16 protein-coding genes are annotated in these 14752 nt (G+C 62.4%); 7 read left to right on the plus strand and 9 right to left on the minus strand.

Annotated features, from left to right (window positions below):
- Nucleotides 1-15 precede the first annotated feature (15 nt).
- A complete protein-coding gene (locus AC1DVN_RS13000; RefSeq protein WP_019749342.1) occupies nucleotides 16-600 on the plus strand; it encodes a suppressor of fused domain protein in 585 nt (194 codons plus the stop codon).
- 25 nt (nucleotides 601-625) lie between these two features.
- Here the strand turns inward: AC1DVN_RS13000 and AC1DVN_RS13005 are convergent, their stop codons facing one another.
- The gene (locus AC1DVN_RS13005) at nucleotides 626-1072 is read right to left on the minus strand and encodes an SRPBCC family protein (protein WP_007736117.1); all 447 of its coding nucleotides are present in this window, start codon (nucleotides 1070-1072) and stop codon (nucleotides 626-628) included.
- Between the two features lie 133 nt (nucleotides 1073-1205).
- Nucleotides 1206-2276: a magnesium and cobalt transport protein CorA gene (locus AC1DVN_RS13010; protein WP_019749341.1), complete on the minus strand. Its 1071-nt coding sequence runs from the start codon at nucleotides 2274-2276 to the stop codon at nucleotides 1206-1208.
- 158 nt (nucleotides 2277-2434) lie between these two features.
- Between AC1DVN_RS13010 and AC1DVN_RS13015 the strand changes: the two genes are divergently transcribed.
- The 4 genes from AC1DVN_RS13015 (at nucleotide 2435) to AC1DVN_RS13030 (ending at nucleotide 5877) form a co-directional block, all read left to right on the plus strand.
- Nucleotides 2435-3289: a PHP domain-containing protein gene (locus tag AC1DVN_RS13015; RefSeq protein ID WP_019749340.1), complete on the plus strand. Its 855-nt coding sequence runs from the start codon at nucleotides 2435-2437 to the stop codon at nucleotides 3287-3289.
- Nucleotides 3286-3900 (plus strand): MarC family protein, encoded by a 615-nt coding sequence (locus tag AC1DVN_RS13020; protein WP_164490628.1) that lies wholly within the window; start codon nucleotides 3286-3288, stop codon nucleotides 3898-3900. The genes AC1DVN_RS13015 and AC1DVN_RS13020 overlap by 4 nt, the downstream gene beginning before the upstream one ends.
- Before the next feature lie 3 nt (nucleotides 3901-3903).
- Nucleotides 3904-4278, plus strand: coding sequence for a hypothetical protein (locus tag AC1DVN_RS13025; protein WP_020908450.1), 375 nt, complete (start codon nucleotides 3904-3906; stop codon nucleotides 4276-4278).
- 405 nt (nucleotides 4279-4683) lie between these two features.
- Nucleotides 4684-5877: an NAD(P)-dependent malic enzyme gene (locus AC1DVN_RS13030; RefSeq protein ID WP_003945072.1), complete on the plus strand. Its 1194-nt coding sequence runs from the start codon at nucleotides 4684-4686 to the stop codon at nucleotides 5875-5877.
- A 70-nt stretch (nucleotides 5878-5947) separates the two neighbouring features.
- On the opposite strand, the gene AC1DVN_RS13035 is transcribed toward AC1DVN_RS13030, so the two are convergent.
- From AC1DVN_RS13035 to AC1DVN_RS13050, 4 genes are read right to left on the minus strand one after another with little or no spacing between them, the layout of a single operon-like run.
- Nucleotides 5948-6637, minus strand: coding sequence for an ABC transporter permease (locus AC1DVN_RS13035; RefSeq protein ID WP_003945081.1), 690 nt, complete (start codon nucleotides 6635-6637; stop codon nucleotides 5948-5950).
- On the minus strand, nucleotides 6634-7317 hold the full coding sequence (locus tag AC1DVN_RS13040; RefSeq protein ID WP_019749338.1) for an ABC transporter permease: 684 nt from the start codon (nucleotides 7315-7317) through the stop codon (nucleotides 6634-6636). Before AC1DVN_RS13040 ends, AC1DVN_RS13035 begins: the two co-directional genes overlap by 4 nt.
- A gap of 4 nt (nucleotides 7318-7321) precedes the next feature.
- Entirely contained in the window at nucleotides 7322-8467 is a 1146-nt protein-coding gene (locus AC1DVN_RS13045; RefSeq protein ID WP_029255803.1) for an ABC transporter ATP-binding protein, read from the minus strand.
- Nucleotides 8468-8471: 4 nt separating this feature from the next.
- Nucleotides 8472-9410: an ABC transporter substrate-binding protein gene (locus tag AC1DVN_RS13050; protein WP_019749336.1), complete on the minus strand. Its 939-nt coding sequence runs from the start codon at nucleotides 9408-9410 to the stop codon at nucleotides 8472-8474.
- A gap of 203 nt (nucleotides 9411-9613) precedes the next feature.
- Here AC1DVN_RS13050 and AC1DVN_RS13055 point away from each other — a divergent pair, with 203 nt between their 5' ends.
- Nucleotides 9614-10498 (plus strand): ABC transporter substrate-binding protein, encoded by an 885-nt coding sequence (locus AC1DVN_RS13055; RefSeq protein WP_195790696.1) that lies wholly within the window; start codon nucleotides 9614-9616, stop codon nucleotides 10496-10498.
- 51 nt (nucleotides 10499-10549) lie between these two features.
- Here AC1DVN_RS13055 and AC1DVN_RS13060 read toward each other — a convergent pair whose 3' ends face one another.
- From AC1DVN_RS13060 to AC1DVN_RS13070, 3 genes are all read right to left on the minus strand, one after another.
- Nucleotides 10550-11491, minus strand: a complete 942-nt coding sequence (locus AC1DVN_RS13060; protein WP_477993881.1) for an alpha/beta hydrolase fold domain-containing protein — start codon at nucleotides 11489-11491, stop codon at nucleotides 10550-10552.
- Between the two features lie 80 nt (nucleotides 11492-11571).
- Nucleotides 11572-12402: an SDR family NAD(P)-dependent oxidoreductase gene (locus tag AC1DVN_RS13065; protein WP_019749333.1), complete on the minus strand. Its 831-nt coding sequence runs from the start codon at nucleotides 12400-12402 to the stop codon at nucleotides 11572-11574.
- Complete coding sequence (locus AC1DVN_RS13070) at nucleotides 12399-13973, minus strand: flavin-containing monooxygenase (protein WP_019749332.1); 1575 nt, start codon at nucleotides 13971-13973, stop codon at nucleotides 12399-12401. Before AC1DVN_RS13070 ends, AC1DVN_RS13065 begins: the two co-directional genes overlap by 4 nt.
- Before the next feature lie 71 nt (nucleotides 13974-14044).
- On the opposite strand from AC1DVN_RS13070, the gene AC1DVN_RS13075 reads away from it, so the two are divergent.
- Nucleotides 14045-14674 (plus strand): TetR/AcrR family transcriptional regulator, encoded by a 630-nt coding sequence (locus tag AC1DVN_RS13075; protein ID WP_007736130.1) that lies wholly within the window; start codon nucleotides 14045-14047, stop codon nucleotides 14672-14674.
- The last annotated feature ends 78 nt before the right edge of the window (nucleotides 14675-14752 follow it).

Below are 14752 nucleotides of genomic sequence, written 5' to 3' on the forward strand. Positions count from 1 at the left end.
TGTTTAGATGGACGAGTGTCAGACAGCGTCGTATCTTCCGTCCGGGCCCATCTCGTCAGCAGCATCGAGGGGCCGGACCCCACCGCGGCCTCAGTGACGTTCCTCGGTGTCGAACCGCTGGACGTGCTGCGTTTCGAATCACCCGACGGCCTGGTCCGCTACGTCACACTGGGGTGCTCGCGTCATCCGATGGGCGACCCCAACGAACTGGTCGCAGACCCCACACGCGGTCCTCGCGCCGAGTTGGTGCTCACCCTGCGCGGTGGCACGGGTGTCGCGTCGGGTGTGGCCAGGACGCTCGCGGTGCTGGCTGCGGCGCCGTCCGTCGAAGGGGTCGTGCTGCTCGAGGACGCACTGTTGGACCTCGGCGAGCCGCTGTGGAAGGACACCGCGTTCACGGCGGTGCTTCTCGGTGACAGCGGGATCGCCGACCTGACGCTGCCGGAACCGTTCGATCCGGTGCGCTTCCTTGGTGTGGTCCCCCTGACCGGTACCGAAGCCGCCTGGGTGCGTCTGCGCGGCGCGGAGGCACTGCGGGAAGCGTGGACCGAGGCGGGGATCGACATTCGCGATCCGCACCGTTCCGCTGCCTCGCTCTAGCTGCGCCGGCGCTTTGTCCGTCAGATCATTCGGCGTGCACGAGGATGTCCGCCAAGTTCTCGAGACTTACCCGAACGGTCCGTGAAAATGCTTTCGTCACGATCGGGTCGGCCATCTTGCCGAATACGCCGCCGAGTCCGCTTTCGCTGTCGAGTCGGTAGGTGACCCGAGTGCCGTCACCGACTTCTTCGCAGGTCGTGGTCTGCGAGAAGCTGACCGGACTTTCGACGGACGTCGATTTCGACGATCTCGGTGGGTCGTACTCGGTGAATTCGGATGTCCACTCGAGGCGCTTGCCCAGGATTCTCGAGACACCGTGCCAACGGCTTCCCACGCCCATCGGGCCGTCGGTGATCTGTTTGCACTCGACCATCGAATTCTCCCAGTTGGGCCAGTTCTCGGCGACGGCGATGTACTCCCAGACGTCCTTGGGTGGCAACGCGATCTCTACAGACTGCTCGACTGTAGGCATGGTTGTTCCTCCATCTCTCCTGGATCTGAATTTGCTTGTCGCAAAATGAATTTCGGGAACGGAATGAAAATGCGTACCCATATCCATTGTCCGCCTGCGACGGTGGCAAGTACAGGGAGTCAGCGTGCGAGGTTCACAGCCAGTTGTTGCGACGGAAGAGAAAGAACAAGCCGACACACACCGACGCGATGAGGAACAGGATGGACTGATAGCCGTACTTGTAACCGAGTTCCGGCATGTTCTCGAAGTTCATTCCGTAGATACCGGCAACGCCCGTCGGCACGGCGGCGATTGCGACCCAAGCCGAGATCTTGCGCATGTCGGTGTTCTGTTGCACCGCGATCTTCGCGAGTGCGGCATCGACCAGAGAGCTCAACACCTCGTCGTATTCCGAGATACGTTCGGCCACGATCGTGTGGTGATCCCTTACGTCACGGAAGTATCGCCGGATCTCCTTCGGGACGAGGCCGCCCGCGGGCTGGGTCAGTTGGAGAAGTGGCAATCCGAGTGGAGTGACCGAGCGTCGTAGTTCGACGATTTCACGTTTGAGCAGGTAGATATGCTCGACGGCAACGGTGTTCCGCGGGTTGAACACCAACTCTTCCATGCTGTCGACGTCCTGCTCGACGAGTTGAATGACGGAGAGATAGCTGTCGACGACGTGGTCGGTGATCGCGTGCAACACCGCGAACGGGCCCATGGCGAGGCGCTCGGGATTCTGCTCGAGTGACTTGCGCACGCTTGCCAGTTCGGAGTGATCCCCGTGACGGACGGTCACCACGAAGTCGGGACCGACGAACACCATGATCTCGCCGGTTTCGACGATCTCGCTCGCCGTCGCGACGGACTCGTGCGGTACGTAGACGACCGTGCGCAGCACCAGGAACATGACGTCGTCGTAGCGTTCGAGTTTCGGGCGCTCGTGTGCATGGACGGCATCCTCGACCATCAACTCGTGGAGTCCGAAAGTTGCTGCGACATCTTGCATCTGGCCTTCGTCGGGTGCATGCATGCCCACCCAGACGAACGCGTTGTCTCGACTACGGACCTCGGCCAACGCGGCGCGGTGCGTGTACTTGCCCGGCAACCGCACGCCGTCAACGTAGACCGCGCAGTCGACGATCGCGCGGGCTGCCGGAACGGGGATCTTGGGCGCATCGGCTTGCGTCGATTTGCCGTTCGACCAATTCGGCAGTGACGGCATGGTTGGCACGCTCGCTCCTTCTCGGTCTGTAGTGCAGGGGAACGGCACTGCGGCGACACGTGATCGAATTGCGCTGCCGCTGCGGCGTAATCGTACGTCAGCTTCCGGCTCGGCCACCGGAGCGCGATGAAGTTGCCGATTGCTGACACACTGGAACAGTGCGAATAGACCTTCACACCCACTCCAACGCATCGGACGGCACCGATACCCCGGCTGCCCTCATGCGCGCCGCAGCCGACGCCGGACTCGACGTCGTCGCCATCACCGATCACGACACGACTTCGGGCTGGGCCGAGGCGGCGCACGCCTTGCCGGCCGGCGTCAGCCTGGTTCGTGGGATGGAGATGTCGTGCGAAGGTCGAGGTGAGCGTGGTTGGCCGGTCGCTGTTCATCTGCTGGCGTACCTGTTCGATCCGACGCACCCCGAATTCGCCAAGGAACGTGAGCGACTGCGCGCCGAACGCGTCGAACGTATCCGGGTGATGACGACCATGATGGCGCGCGACGGTCTGCCCGTCGATCCCGATCAGATCTTGGCTGACGCCGGTCCGTCCGTCGGACGCCCGCACGTCGCAGCGGCCCTGATGCGAGCGGGAGTGGTGTCGAGCATCAGTGAGGCTTTCTCCGACCTGTTGTCCAGTCGAGGGAGATACGACGTTCCCAAGTACGACACTCCGCTCGAGTACGCCGTCGAACTGGTGGCAGCGGCCGGGGGAGTAACTGTCCTTGCGCATGGACGTGCCCGTTCGCGCGGCGGATTGCTTGCGCTCGACCACATCCGTGATCTGGCCGATCTGGGTCTCGGGGGTCTCGAAGTCGATCACCCGGACCATCGCAGCGACGATCGTGACGTCCTGCGCAGCCTGGCCGTCGACCTGGGCTTGGCAGTCACCGGATCCTCGGACTACCACGGCGAGAACAAGACGATCGGACTCGGCGACGAGCTGACGGACGAGGCCGAGTTCGACAAACTCGTCTCGGCTGCCACCGGCGTGGAGGTACTTGGGCGCTGATGCTCGACACCACGCTCTACCTCACCGTGTTCATCACGCTGTTCGTGATCATGGACCCGCCCGGAGTCATCCCGGTGTTCTTGTCACTGGTCGGCCGCAAGAGCCGTGAAGATCGCAACCGAGCGGCATGGCAGGCCCCCGCCGTCTCCCTTGCGGTCATCTCGGTCTTTGCCATCGGCGGTCAGGCGATACTCAACTACCTTCACATCGGCATTCCGGCGTTGCAGGGCGCAGGCGGATTACTGCTGCTTCTCATCGCACTCGAACTGCTGACCGGGAAGGCCTCCAACCGTCCGCAGGGAGCCGACGACGTCAACGTCGCACTCGTTCCGCTGGGAACGCCGATGATGGCCGGTCCCGGTGCAATTGCGGCTGTCATCGTCTTTGTCGCCCAGGCCGATGGTGAAGCGGCGTCGTATCTGGCGATCGCGTTGGCGATTCTGTCCATCCACCTCGTGCTGTTCGTGGTCCTGCGCTTCTCGACGGCACTGATCCGGATACTGGGTGAGGGTGGCATCAGCCTGCTGGCACGCATCGCCGGTCTTTTGCTCGCCGCCATCGCAGTTCAACTCATTGCGGAATCAGTCCGCGGATTCGTCGCGGGAGCGTAAGAGATGACATACGACGACAGGTACGAGGACGACTACCGGTACCAGGATTATCAGGACTATCAGTACGAAGACGATTACGACTATCCCGCCGACAAACGACAATGGCTGCTGGTTCGCGCTCTACGCGCCCTGAGCGGCACCGTGGCGGCCGGAATCGTGGTCTTGACACTCGTCATCATCGGTTCGGCATATCTGGGCGGCAACCGCGGATTCCCGGGTCCGGGAACAACGTCGATCACCGCGCACATTGCGGCCTCGGTGGTTGCTTTGGCCGCGCAGATCTGGTGCGACCGCAGGCGGGGTATCGCGGCGGTTGCCGGATCGGTGGTCGTGCTCGTGGTGGCGGGGCTGTTGTTGGTGACGCAGTGGTGGGGATGACACGGTGGGGATGACTGGGTGGGATGACACGGTGGGAATGACGGCTCGGGTTCGAGTGTGGTGAGGAATCCGACCGCTTGGAGGATTTGATTGTGATCCGACTCTGGTGGCAAACTGGAGTTACTTCGAGGCGGCGCCACAGCCCGGCCCCGAAGTGCAGGTTTCGTCAGAATTTCTCCCGAAACCTAGATTGCATGGATACGCCAGGGCTCACCCGCCCCACACCATGACGCTTCGGATGTATTGCGGCCCACTTTCTCGCGCACGCCGAATGCTCTTCTTCTCAGTAGTCGTTCGCGGAAGAAATGATCTCTGACCGTTGTGAACGTAGTTTCGCAGCGGTCCGAAGGATTACTTCCCAGTAACCCAGCCCCGCTTGAGGCTGGACTAATCAGGAGTGTCATCGTGTCCCTCGTGACTGAAGCCATCAACGTACCCAAGGTCGAGTTGACCGACGAAGAAATCTTTGCCGCTCACGTCGGTGGCAAGCTCTCGGTCGAGACCACAGCACCGCTCGATACGCAGCGGGCCCTCTCGATCGCCTACACGCCGGGTGTTGCTCAGGTGAGCCGCGCCATCGCTGCAGACGAAACCCTCGCCGATCGATACACGTGGACCAACCGACTTGTCGTCGTGGTCAGCGACGGCACCGCGGTTCTCGGACTCGGCGACATCGGCCCCCGCGCGTCGCTGCCCGTCATGGAGGGCAAGTCGGCACTGTTCAAGAACTTCGCCGGACTGAACTCCATTCCGCTGGTTCTCGACACCAAGGATCCCGACGAGATCGTCGAGACGCTCATCCGTCTGCGCCCGAGCTTCGGCGCGGTCAACCTCGAGGACATTTCGGCGCCGCGTTGCTTCGAGATCGAGAAGCGCGTCATCGAAGCCCTCGACTGCCCCGTCATGCACGACGATCAGCACGGAACCGCCATCGTGGTCCTCGCTGCCCTCAAGGGCGCCGTGAAGGTTCAGAGCCGCGACATCACCACACTCAAGGTCGTCATCTCCGGCGCCGGTGCTGCGGGTGTTGCGTGCGCGAACATCCTGCTCGCCGCCGGAATCAGCGACGTCATCGTGCTGGACTCGAAGGGCATCATCTCGGGCGAGCGCAGCGACCTCAACGACGTGAAGGCAGAACTCGCGGCCCGCACCAATCCCCGCGACCTGCACGGTGGTGCCATCGAGGCTCTCGAAGGTGCCGACGTGTTCCTCGGTGTCTCGGCGGGCAAGATCCCCGAGGAGCTCATCGCTTCGATGGCTCCCGAGTCGATCGTGTTCGCGCTCTCCAACCCGGACCCGGAGATTCACCCCGAAACCGCGTCGAAGTACGCGGCGATCGTGGCTACGGGTCGCAGTGATTTCCCGAACCAGATCAACAATGTTCTCGCCTTCCCCGGTGTGTTCAAGGGCGCGCTCGACGCCGGCGCCCGTCGCATCACCGAAGGTATGAAGCTCGCTGCCGCCGAGGCAATCCTGTCGGTGGTCGGCGACGAGTTGGCGGCGGACAAAATCGTCCCCAGCCCACTCGACCCTCGCGTGGCACCCGCAGTAGCGGAAGCCGTCGCGGCCGCAGCGCATGCTGAGGGCGTGACCAGCTAAGAGGGACTACGAAAGCCCCGATCGGGACCCGCACACAAGGTTCCGATCGGGGCTTTTCGTGTGTACCGATCTACAGACGAGTGAGGTCGGGTGTTCGGCGCAGCCTGCCGGTCCCGGGAACCGATGCCCAGACCACCAGCGCCAGTAAGCCGTCCACGACCAGAGCCACAACCGCGACCAGGATTGCGCCGACGACCACTCGGTCGTACTTGTAGAGCGCGAGACCGTCGAAGATGTACCGGCCGAGGCCGCCGAGGTTGACGTAGGCGGCGACCGTTGCCGTGGCAATCACCTGCAGTGTCGCGTTACGCAGTCCGCCGAGAATCAATGGCAGCGCATTGGGTATCTCGACGCGGAAGAGCACTTGGAGTTCGGTCATACCCATCGCCCGCGCGGCCTCGACGACGCCGCGGTCGACGCTGGCAATTCCGGCGTACGTGCCGGCGAGTAGTGGGGGAATACCAAGGATGACGAGGGCGAGAATCGGCGGCATCACTCCCAGGCCCATGAGAAGAACAAGGAAGGTGAGCAGGCCGAGAGTGGGCAGTGACCGCAGTGCGTTGACCAGACTGACGACCACGATCTCACCGCGACGCAGATGGCCGATGAGTAATCCGATGGGCACCGCGATCACAGCCGAAAGCGCCACGGCCAGAACGCTGTACCAGAGGTGCTGGAGGATGCGGGTGCCGATTCCGGTGTCGCCGCTCCAATTTCCGGGATCGACGATGAAGTCCCAGGCTCCGGTGAAGATGCTCATACGGGTTCCCCCTCGGCAGCCACGACGGCGGGGACCTTCGACGAGGTCGATGTTCTGGTCCACGGGGTCAGGAATCGGCCGATCAGATACAGGATCAGGTCGAGCGCCAGGGCCAGCACGACAATCGCGATGATGCCGGCAACGATCTGGTCCGGGTAGTCGCGGTCGTAGCCCTGTTTGAACAGAACTCCCAGCCCGCCGATTCCGATCAGCGATCCGACCGAAACCAGCGAAATATTGGTAACGGCAATAACTCTGATGTTCGCGATCATCACCGGCAGTGCCAACGGCAACTCGACCGTCAGGGCGCGTCGTAGCGGTGTGAACCCGACGGCGGTGGAAGCGTCGATGACGTTGTCCGGCACCGAATCGAGTGCTTCGGGCACGGCCCGGATGAGCAGTGCTGTCGCATAGACGCTCAGTGCGATCACGACGTTGAGCGGATCAAGGGTCTTGAGTCCGAACAGCTGGGGGATGGTGACGAACAGCGCGAGCGACGGAATCGTGAACGCAATGCTCGCCAGGGTCAACGTGATTCGGCGCAGCCATCTGACGTTGCGGATCGCTGTTCCGACCGGAACGGCAATCAGGAGACCGATCAGCAAGGGCAGCAGCGCCAGATACAGATGGGTCTTCGAGTAGTCCACGACCGTCGAGAAATTGTCGATGAGCCAGCGCATGCCGCTACGCCCCGAATCCCTCGGTGAAGGCGACTCGGTTGCGTTCCTCGTCCTCGCGTCGACGCTGATCTGCCAATTTCGCCACGACTTCGGAGCCAAGGATCCCGCCGATGACCGCGCCCTCGCCGTCGACGGCAACGCCGATACCGGAAGGGGACGAGATTGCCGCATCGAGTGCTTGGCGTAGATCACCGCCGGGGGAGAACAACGAACCACCGGCCGACGTCGACTGCGCGAGAGTGCGTCCCGAGCGCAGGCCTTCGACGCCGGTCACGTCGATCCATCCCTGTGGACTTCCGCTGTCCGTGACCACGAGAACCCACTCGCCCAATTCGAGACGCAGAGCCTTCAATTCGTTCTCGACGGCCGTGCGTACGGGGTGCAACGGAACCTCGTCGGCAGCGCGGAACGACAATCCCCGATATCCGCGATCGCGTCCGACAAATCCGGCGACAAAATCCGTTGCCGGTGCGGCCAACACGTCGCGAGGTGCCGCAACCTGCTGAAGCCGCCCGCCGGGACCGAAGACGGCAATGTGATCACCGAGTTTGACTGCCTCGTCGATGTCGTGGGTGACAAAGACGATCGTCTTCTTCAGTTCGCTTTGAAGACGGAGCATTTCGGTCTGCAGATCCTCACGCACCACCGGGTCGACGGCGCTGAACGGCTCGTCCATCAACAGGATCGGCGGATCGGCAGCCAATGCACGCGCAACTCCCACACGTTGTTGCTGCCCACCCGAGAGTTGCCCGGGATAGCGGGTGGCAAGGGAGATGTCCAGACCGACTCGTTCGAGTACCCCCAACGCGGCTTTGCGCGCTGCGCGGCGGGACTCACCGCGCAGTACCGGAACTGTTGCGACGTTGTCGATCACGGTGCGATGCGGAAGCAGGCCGGCGTTCTGGATGACGTACCCGATGCCGAGACGCAGCTTCACCGCGTCGGTCTGTTCGATGTCACGACCGTCGACGAAGATCTTGCCCGACGTCGGTGTGATCATCCGGTTGATCATGCGCATCGACGTCGTCTTGCCGCACCCGGACGGCCCCACGAACACCGTGAACGACTCGGCCTCGATGGTGAGATCGAGACGGTCGACGGCGGTGGTGCCGTCCGGATACTGCTTGGTGACGCCCTCGAATGTGATCACGTGACTACGAGACCGGCTTGTCGAGGCCCTGCGCCGTCACCCACGCCTTGGCCGCCGCTGCCGGCTCCGTCTTGGTGTCGCCGGACACCTGGACGTTGAGTGCCAACAACTCTTCGGTGGTGAGCTTGGCGGACACCGCATCGAGGACTGTCTTCAACTTGTCGGAAGACTTCGACGCGCGCAGCACCGGCACCACGTTCTGAGCCGGGAAATTGTTCTTCGGGTCTTCGAGAACCACGAAGTTGTTTGCCGGGATGGAGGCAGACGTCGTGAAGATGTTTGCCGCCGTGATGTCGCCGGACGAGAGAGCCTTCACTGTTGCCGGTCCACCGCCGTCGGCGATCGGGACGAAGTTGGCTGCCGAGATGTCGAGACCGTAATTGGACTTCAAACCGGGCAATCCGGCTGGACGTTCCTGGAACTCGGCCGGAGCGCCGAACTTGACCTCGGCGGAATGCGGAGCCAGATCGGCGATCGTCTTCAGGTTCCACTTGTCAGCGGTTTCCTTGGTGACGACGACGGCGTCCTTGTCCTCGGCGGATGCAGGCGTCGCAATTGCCAATTCCGACCCGAGAGCTGCGGGAAGAGCGGCGAGGACATCAGCGGAGCTGGTGGCCGTGCTGTCGGGATCCAAGTACTGCAGGAGATTTCCCGTGTAATCCGGAATGACGCTGATCGACCCGTCCTTGAGTGCCGGAATGTACGCCTCACGGCTGCCGACGTTGAACGACGTGGACACATCGAACCCGTTGACACGCAGTGCTTCGGCGTAGATGTTGGCGATCGTCTCGGATTCGGTGAAGTTGGCGGAGCCGACGACAACCGCGTTGGGATCGCTGTTGGAGTCACCGTCACTGCTACCGCACGCTGTCAGTGCAGTCAGAGAGACAACGGTTGCCGCGGCTACGAGCCAACGGTTGGAACGAAATCGTGAGGTGCGCATGAGCGTCCTTCCGGTTTTTCGGGCGTCCCGTGTTTCGGGCGTCGGAAACCATCCCCTTGTGGCGAAGCCACCCGAGTGGCTTCGACGGCGCCGCCACCGAGTGGCTGCGTCAGGACTGGTTACCGCGCATCGCCCGACAAGTGTAACGATAGGTACCGACATGGCACGGTTTTCGATCCATGGGATTGGATGTGAGGATTTCGGTGAAGAGCACACGCACGAAGTATTCGACTGTTGTTGCAGCACTGATGGTCCTGCCAATTCTCAGCGGATGCGCAAACGGTGATTCGGTGGTAGAGAGCGCCGGAGCGGAGTCTCGTGACCAGATCGTGGTGGCTGCTGACGCATCAGTGGAGAGTTCGGTGTTGGCCGAGGTGTATTCGACGGTGCTCTCATCCTCCGGTCTGTCGGCTCGCGTCGAATCGGTGGGTGGAGGCAGAACCCAATCACTCGAGGCTCTGGACGCAGCGCGAGTCACCTTGGTGCCCGAGTTCACCGGTGCGCTGCTCGATCACTACGACCCGTCATCCCCGGCCCGCAAGGCCGACGACGTCTTCGAAGCCTTGAGTCGCTCTCTGCCGGAGGGTCTTTCGGTCTCCGACTATGCGATGGCCGAAGATCGTGCGGTCCTCGCACTCGACACCGGATACGCACAGTCGTTGGGAGCGAAGACGATAGAAGCCTTTGCTCCTTCGTGTGCCGCGGCGACGCCGCTCGTCTCCGCGAGATTCGTAGAGGACGGGGCAGTGGAACAGTTGGCCGAGGGCGCCGAGTGTGTCTTCGCCGGTGTCGATCAGGCAACGCCGGCAGACGTACCCGGTGCACAGGTATTCGGAAGCACGACGCTGTCAGCGCTGGCACAATCCGATGCCGTCACAGTGCTCGCTGATTCGAATCACGTTCTGGCTGCGCAGAATGTCGTTCCGCTCTTTCGAGCGGGCGCACTGGGAGATTCGGCTGTCAAGGCGCTCAGCGTCGTTGCGGGTGAACTGTCCACCACCGATCTCGCCGCGATGATCGATCAGGTGCGGACCGGCAAGGCGTCAGCCTCGGAAGTGGCACGAACCTGGTGGGACACCCGTCAGTGACATGGACGGAGTGGGCCACCCGTCAGTGACATGGACGGAGTGGGCCACCCGTCAGTGACTGTTCGATCCCACTGCTGAACTCGAATCATCCTTGGCACGAATCAGTTTCGATGCGATGAACTGGCCGAGGTCGGCAACGGCGTCTGCTGCTTCCTTCACCAGTGACGCCTGTGCGTGAGCCACATGCCACAGTCGTGCGTACTCCACCAGGGACACGTCGACGCCGGCAGCGGAGAGCTTGTCGGTGAACGTCATGATCTGCGGGTAGAGGACCTCCTCGGAACCGACGTGAATCCTGGTGGGCGGCAACCCGTCGAGCTTGCCGTGCATCGGCGCGTAGCCAGGATCAGTACGGTCGCCGCCGGCAAGGTAAGCGTCGGCGGCATCGAAGGACCAGGCTGTGTTGACAACAAGGTCGGCCTTTTTGGTGGCATCCCGATCGCCGGGATCGACCCACGGTGAGATCAGTGCGAGCGCGCCGGGGGTCACGCCGTGACGCTCGATCAGACGCAGAGCGGTCGCCGCGGCCAAACCGCCACCGGCCGAATCGCCGGCAATGGCAACGCGGTCTTCCGAATAGTCGAACTCGGTGACCAACTGCATGAAGGCTGAGACCGCGTCGTCGAGAGCGGCGGGATACGGATTCTCCGGCGCGAGACGGTAGTCCAAGGTGAAGACCGCACTGGACGACTCACGCGCGAGATGAGCTGCGAGAGAACGGTGTGTGGCCAGCGAACCCAGCGTGTACGCCCCGCCATGCAGGTAGAGAACTGCGGTGGGGCGCTCGGTTGCGCCGACGGTGATCTTCTCAGCCGGTCGGCAAGCCAGCTCCAGCGGGCGCACGACGGCGCCCGCTGGAACCTGCTGTAGCGGTGCCCCGGCCTCGAGCAACAGACGTTGAATCCGATACGGCAGCCGCGAGTTGAAAGCCAGACGGAAGTACGGCTTCAACAAGAATGCGACCACGGGCAGCGGAAGGGTGAACGTGCTCACCGGCAGGGCTCCTGACTCTTTATGCGAACTGCGCTGTGAAACGAACGACGCTGTGAAACGAACGACGCTGTGAAACGAACTCAGCTGGACTTGGGCATCATTCGGCCGGCGACGATCGCGACGATGCGCTGGTAGCCCGATCCTACGAGGCGAACCCAGGCGTCGAGTGCGATTGCGTCCATCCCGATGAGAACTCGCGGCTTGCTCTTGCGAACACCGTTGACGATCGTCTTGGCGGCGTCCTCCGGAGTGGTGCGCGCGAGCTTGCGGTCGAAGAACTCGGAGAAGACCGCAAGATCTTCGCCCGGACCTGCGGTGGCGTTGCGTGCGATGGCAGTCTTGATTCCGCCCGGGTGCACACAGGTCACCTTCACCGGGTGCTTGGCGATCAGCATTTCCTGGCGAAGCGACTCGGTGAAACCGCGAACGGCGAACTTGGCCGAGTTGTAGGCGCTCTGACCCGGCATCGACAGCAGACCGAAGAGGCTCGACACGTTCACGATGTGCCCGTCACCGGAGGCGATGACGTGGGGAAGGAATGCCTTGGTGCCGTTGACAACTCCCCAGAAGTCGACGTCCATGACACGTTCGAAGTCCTTGAACTCGGACTTCTCGAAGGTGCCGTGGTACGCGATTCCGGCGTTGTTGTAGATCTGGTTGACCTTGCCGAAATGGGCGACAACCGCGTCGGCGTACTCGAGAACCGCCTCGCGCTGGGTGACGTCGAGATGGTCCGACTTCACCTCGGCGCCGATGGCCTCCACCAGACGTGCTGTCTCGGCGAGCCCGACGGTGTCCACGTCGGAGATCGCCAACTTGGCGCCCTGGCCGGCCAGGTTCAGTGCGAGTGCGCGACCGATGCCCGATCCCGCTCCGGTGATGACTACGACCTTGCCTGCAAAATCACTCATTGTGCTACTGCCTTCTCGTCGTCGAGGTCGATCTGTGAAGTGGTCGCGGTGCCGACGGCGCCGAGATCCGAGGTGGCGACGCTGCGGTATGCCGCGAGGTCGAAATGCTTGGTGGCATTGCGGAACTGGAAGGTGAAGCCAGGCCACAGGGTGGTGTTGTTTCCGTGCTTGTCCATGTACCAGCTGGCGCAACCGCCGTTGTTCCACACGCTCTTGGACATAGCTGCCTGCAGGTCCTTGTTGTACTTGTCCTGCTTGTCCTTGCGCACCTCGATGGTGCCGATGTCGTACTTGTCGATGGTGGCGATCGCGTCGACCAGGTAGTTGATCTGCGACTCGATCATGAAGACCATCGACGAATGTCCGAGGCCGGTGTTGGGGCCGACCAGGAAGAACATGTTGGGGAAGTTGGCAACTGCGGCGCCCTTGTATCCCTGCATGCCGGTCTCTTCGAAGACCTCGGCGAGCGAGCGTCCGTCCTTGCCGAAGATTCCCGCGAAGGTGGGGGAGTCGGTGACGTGGAATCCGGTCGCAACGACGATGGCATCGATCTCACGGGTGGTGCCGGTCTTCGAGACGATCCCGTTGGCGGTCACCTCCTCGATGCCTTCGGTCACCAGGTCGACATTGTCCTGGGCGAGGGTGGGGAAGTAGTTGTTCGAGATCAGCATGCGCTTGCAGCCGATCTGGAAGTTGGGCATGACCTTCTTACGAAGATCCTTGTCCTTGATCTGAGCCTTCAGGTGACGCTCGGCGGCGAACTGCAGCGGCTTCATGAAGACCGGCGCCTTGGCCAGGCCGACGACCTGCGTCTCTCGCATCCAGTAGATACCGGTGCGGCACAACTTCTGGAAGCCGGGGAGGTACTTGAACGCGAGATGCTCGATCTTGGTGTACTCGCGGTCTGCGCGGGGCAGGATCCACGGCGCAGTGCGCTGGTACACGTCGAGGTGTGAGACCTTCTTGCCGATAGCGGGCACGATCTGGATGGCGGAGGCGCCGGTTCCGATGACGGCCACGCGCTTGCCCGTCAGATCGGCATCGTGGTTCCAGCGCGAGGAGTGGAAAATCTCGCCCTTGAATCCGTCGATGCCCTTGATGTCCGGAAGTGAAGGCTCACACAGTGCACCGACGGCCGAGACGACGATCTTTGCGACGAATTCACCCTTGTTGGTGCTGACGTGCCACTGAGCCGACGACTCGTCCCATCGGGCTGAGAGAACGTCGCAGTCGAAGATGTGCTTGTCGAGCACCTTGTGGCGGTTGGCCACCGACTGGATGTACTTGTAGATCTCGGGCTGGGTGGAGAAGGAGCGCGTCCACTCCGGATTGAGTGCAAAAGAGTACGAGTACAAATGCGACGGCACGTCACACGCGGCGCCCGGGTAGCTGTTGTCACGCCAGGTTCCACCGACGTCGTTGCCGCGCTCGAGAACGACATAGTCGGTGATGCCGGCCTGTGCCAGTTTGATCGCCGCACCGAGACCGGCGAAACCGCTGCCGATGATCAGTGTGCCGACGTGGCGAGTATCCGCGGCAGGTGCTGAGGTATCTGTAACTGGAAGACTCATGTAGGGAACGATATGCCTTTATTGAGTCACGGTCAATAGCTTATTGACGGATATTCAGTAGTCTATTGGGCATGGACGCAGTAAAGCGAACGCGGCTCGACCCTGCGCAACGCCGAGCGCAACTCATCGATCTCGGGGCGCGCATGCTGGCCGAACGGCCGCTCGAGCAGATTTCCGTCGAGGACATCGCCGATCAAGCGGGGGTGTCGCGTGGGCTTCTGTTCCACTACTTCGCGTCGAAAAGCGAGTTCCATCTCGCCATCGTCCGACACAGCAGTGAACAGATGCTCCAGCGCACGGAGCCGAGCGAGTCGGACGATCCGATGCTCACCCTCCGATCGGTGCTGGCGTCGTACGTCGACTACGTGACCGAGAACCGCAATACCTACGTCTCGCTGCTCCGGGGGACCGCCAGCGGGGATCCGCAGATGCGTGAGGTGTTCGAGCAGACTCGCGACATCATGGCCAAGAGAACCCTCGATCAGCTCCCCAAGATCGGCCTGACTCGAACGCCTCAGGTGGAGTTGGCCGTTCGAGGTTGGATCGCGTTTGTCGAGGAAGCCACCATCAGTTGGCTCCGCGCGCCCGCCATCACCCGCGAGGAACTGATCGACCTGACGGTTCAGTCGTTGCCCGCGTTGGCGCTGGCCGCCGTCGGCTTCGATGCCGGGCCGGATCTGGGTCTGCTGCAATCGAATTGACGCGAACGCAGAAAAGCCGGGCCCACACTCCTTGCGGAATGTGGGCCCGGCCTCGAGTAACTCTGTGTCACATCAGTT

It is taken from the genome of Rhodococcus sp. P4_E4 (assembly GCF_056401575.1).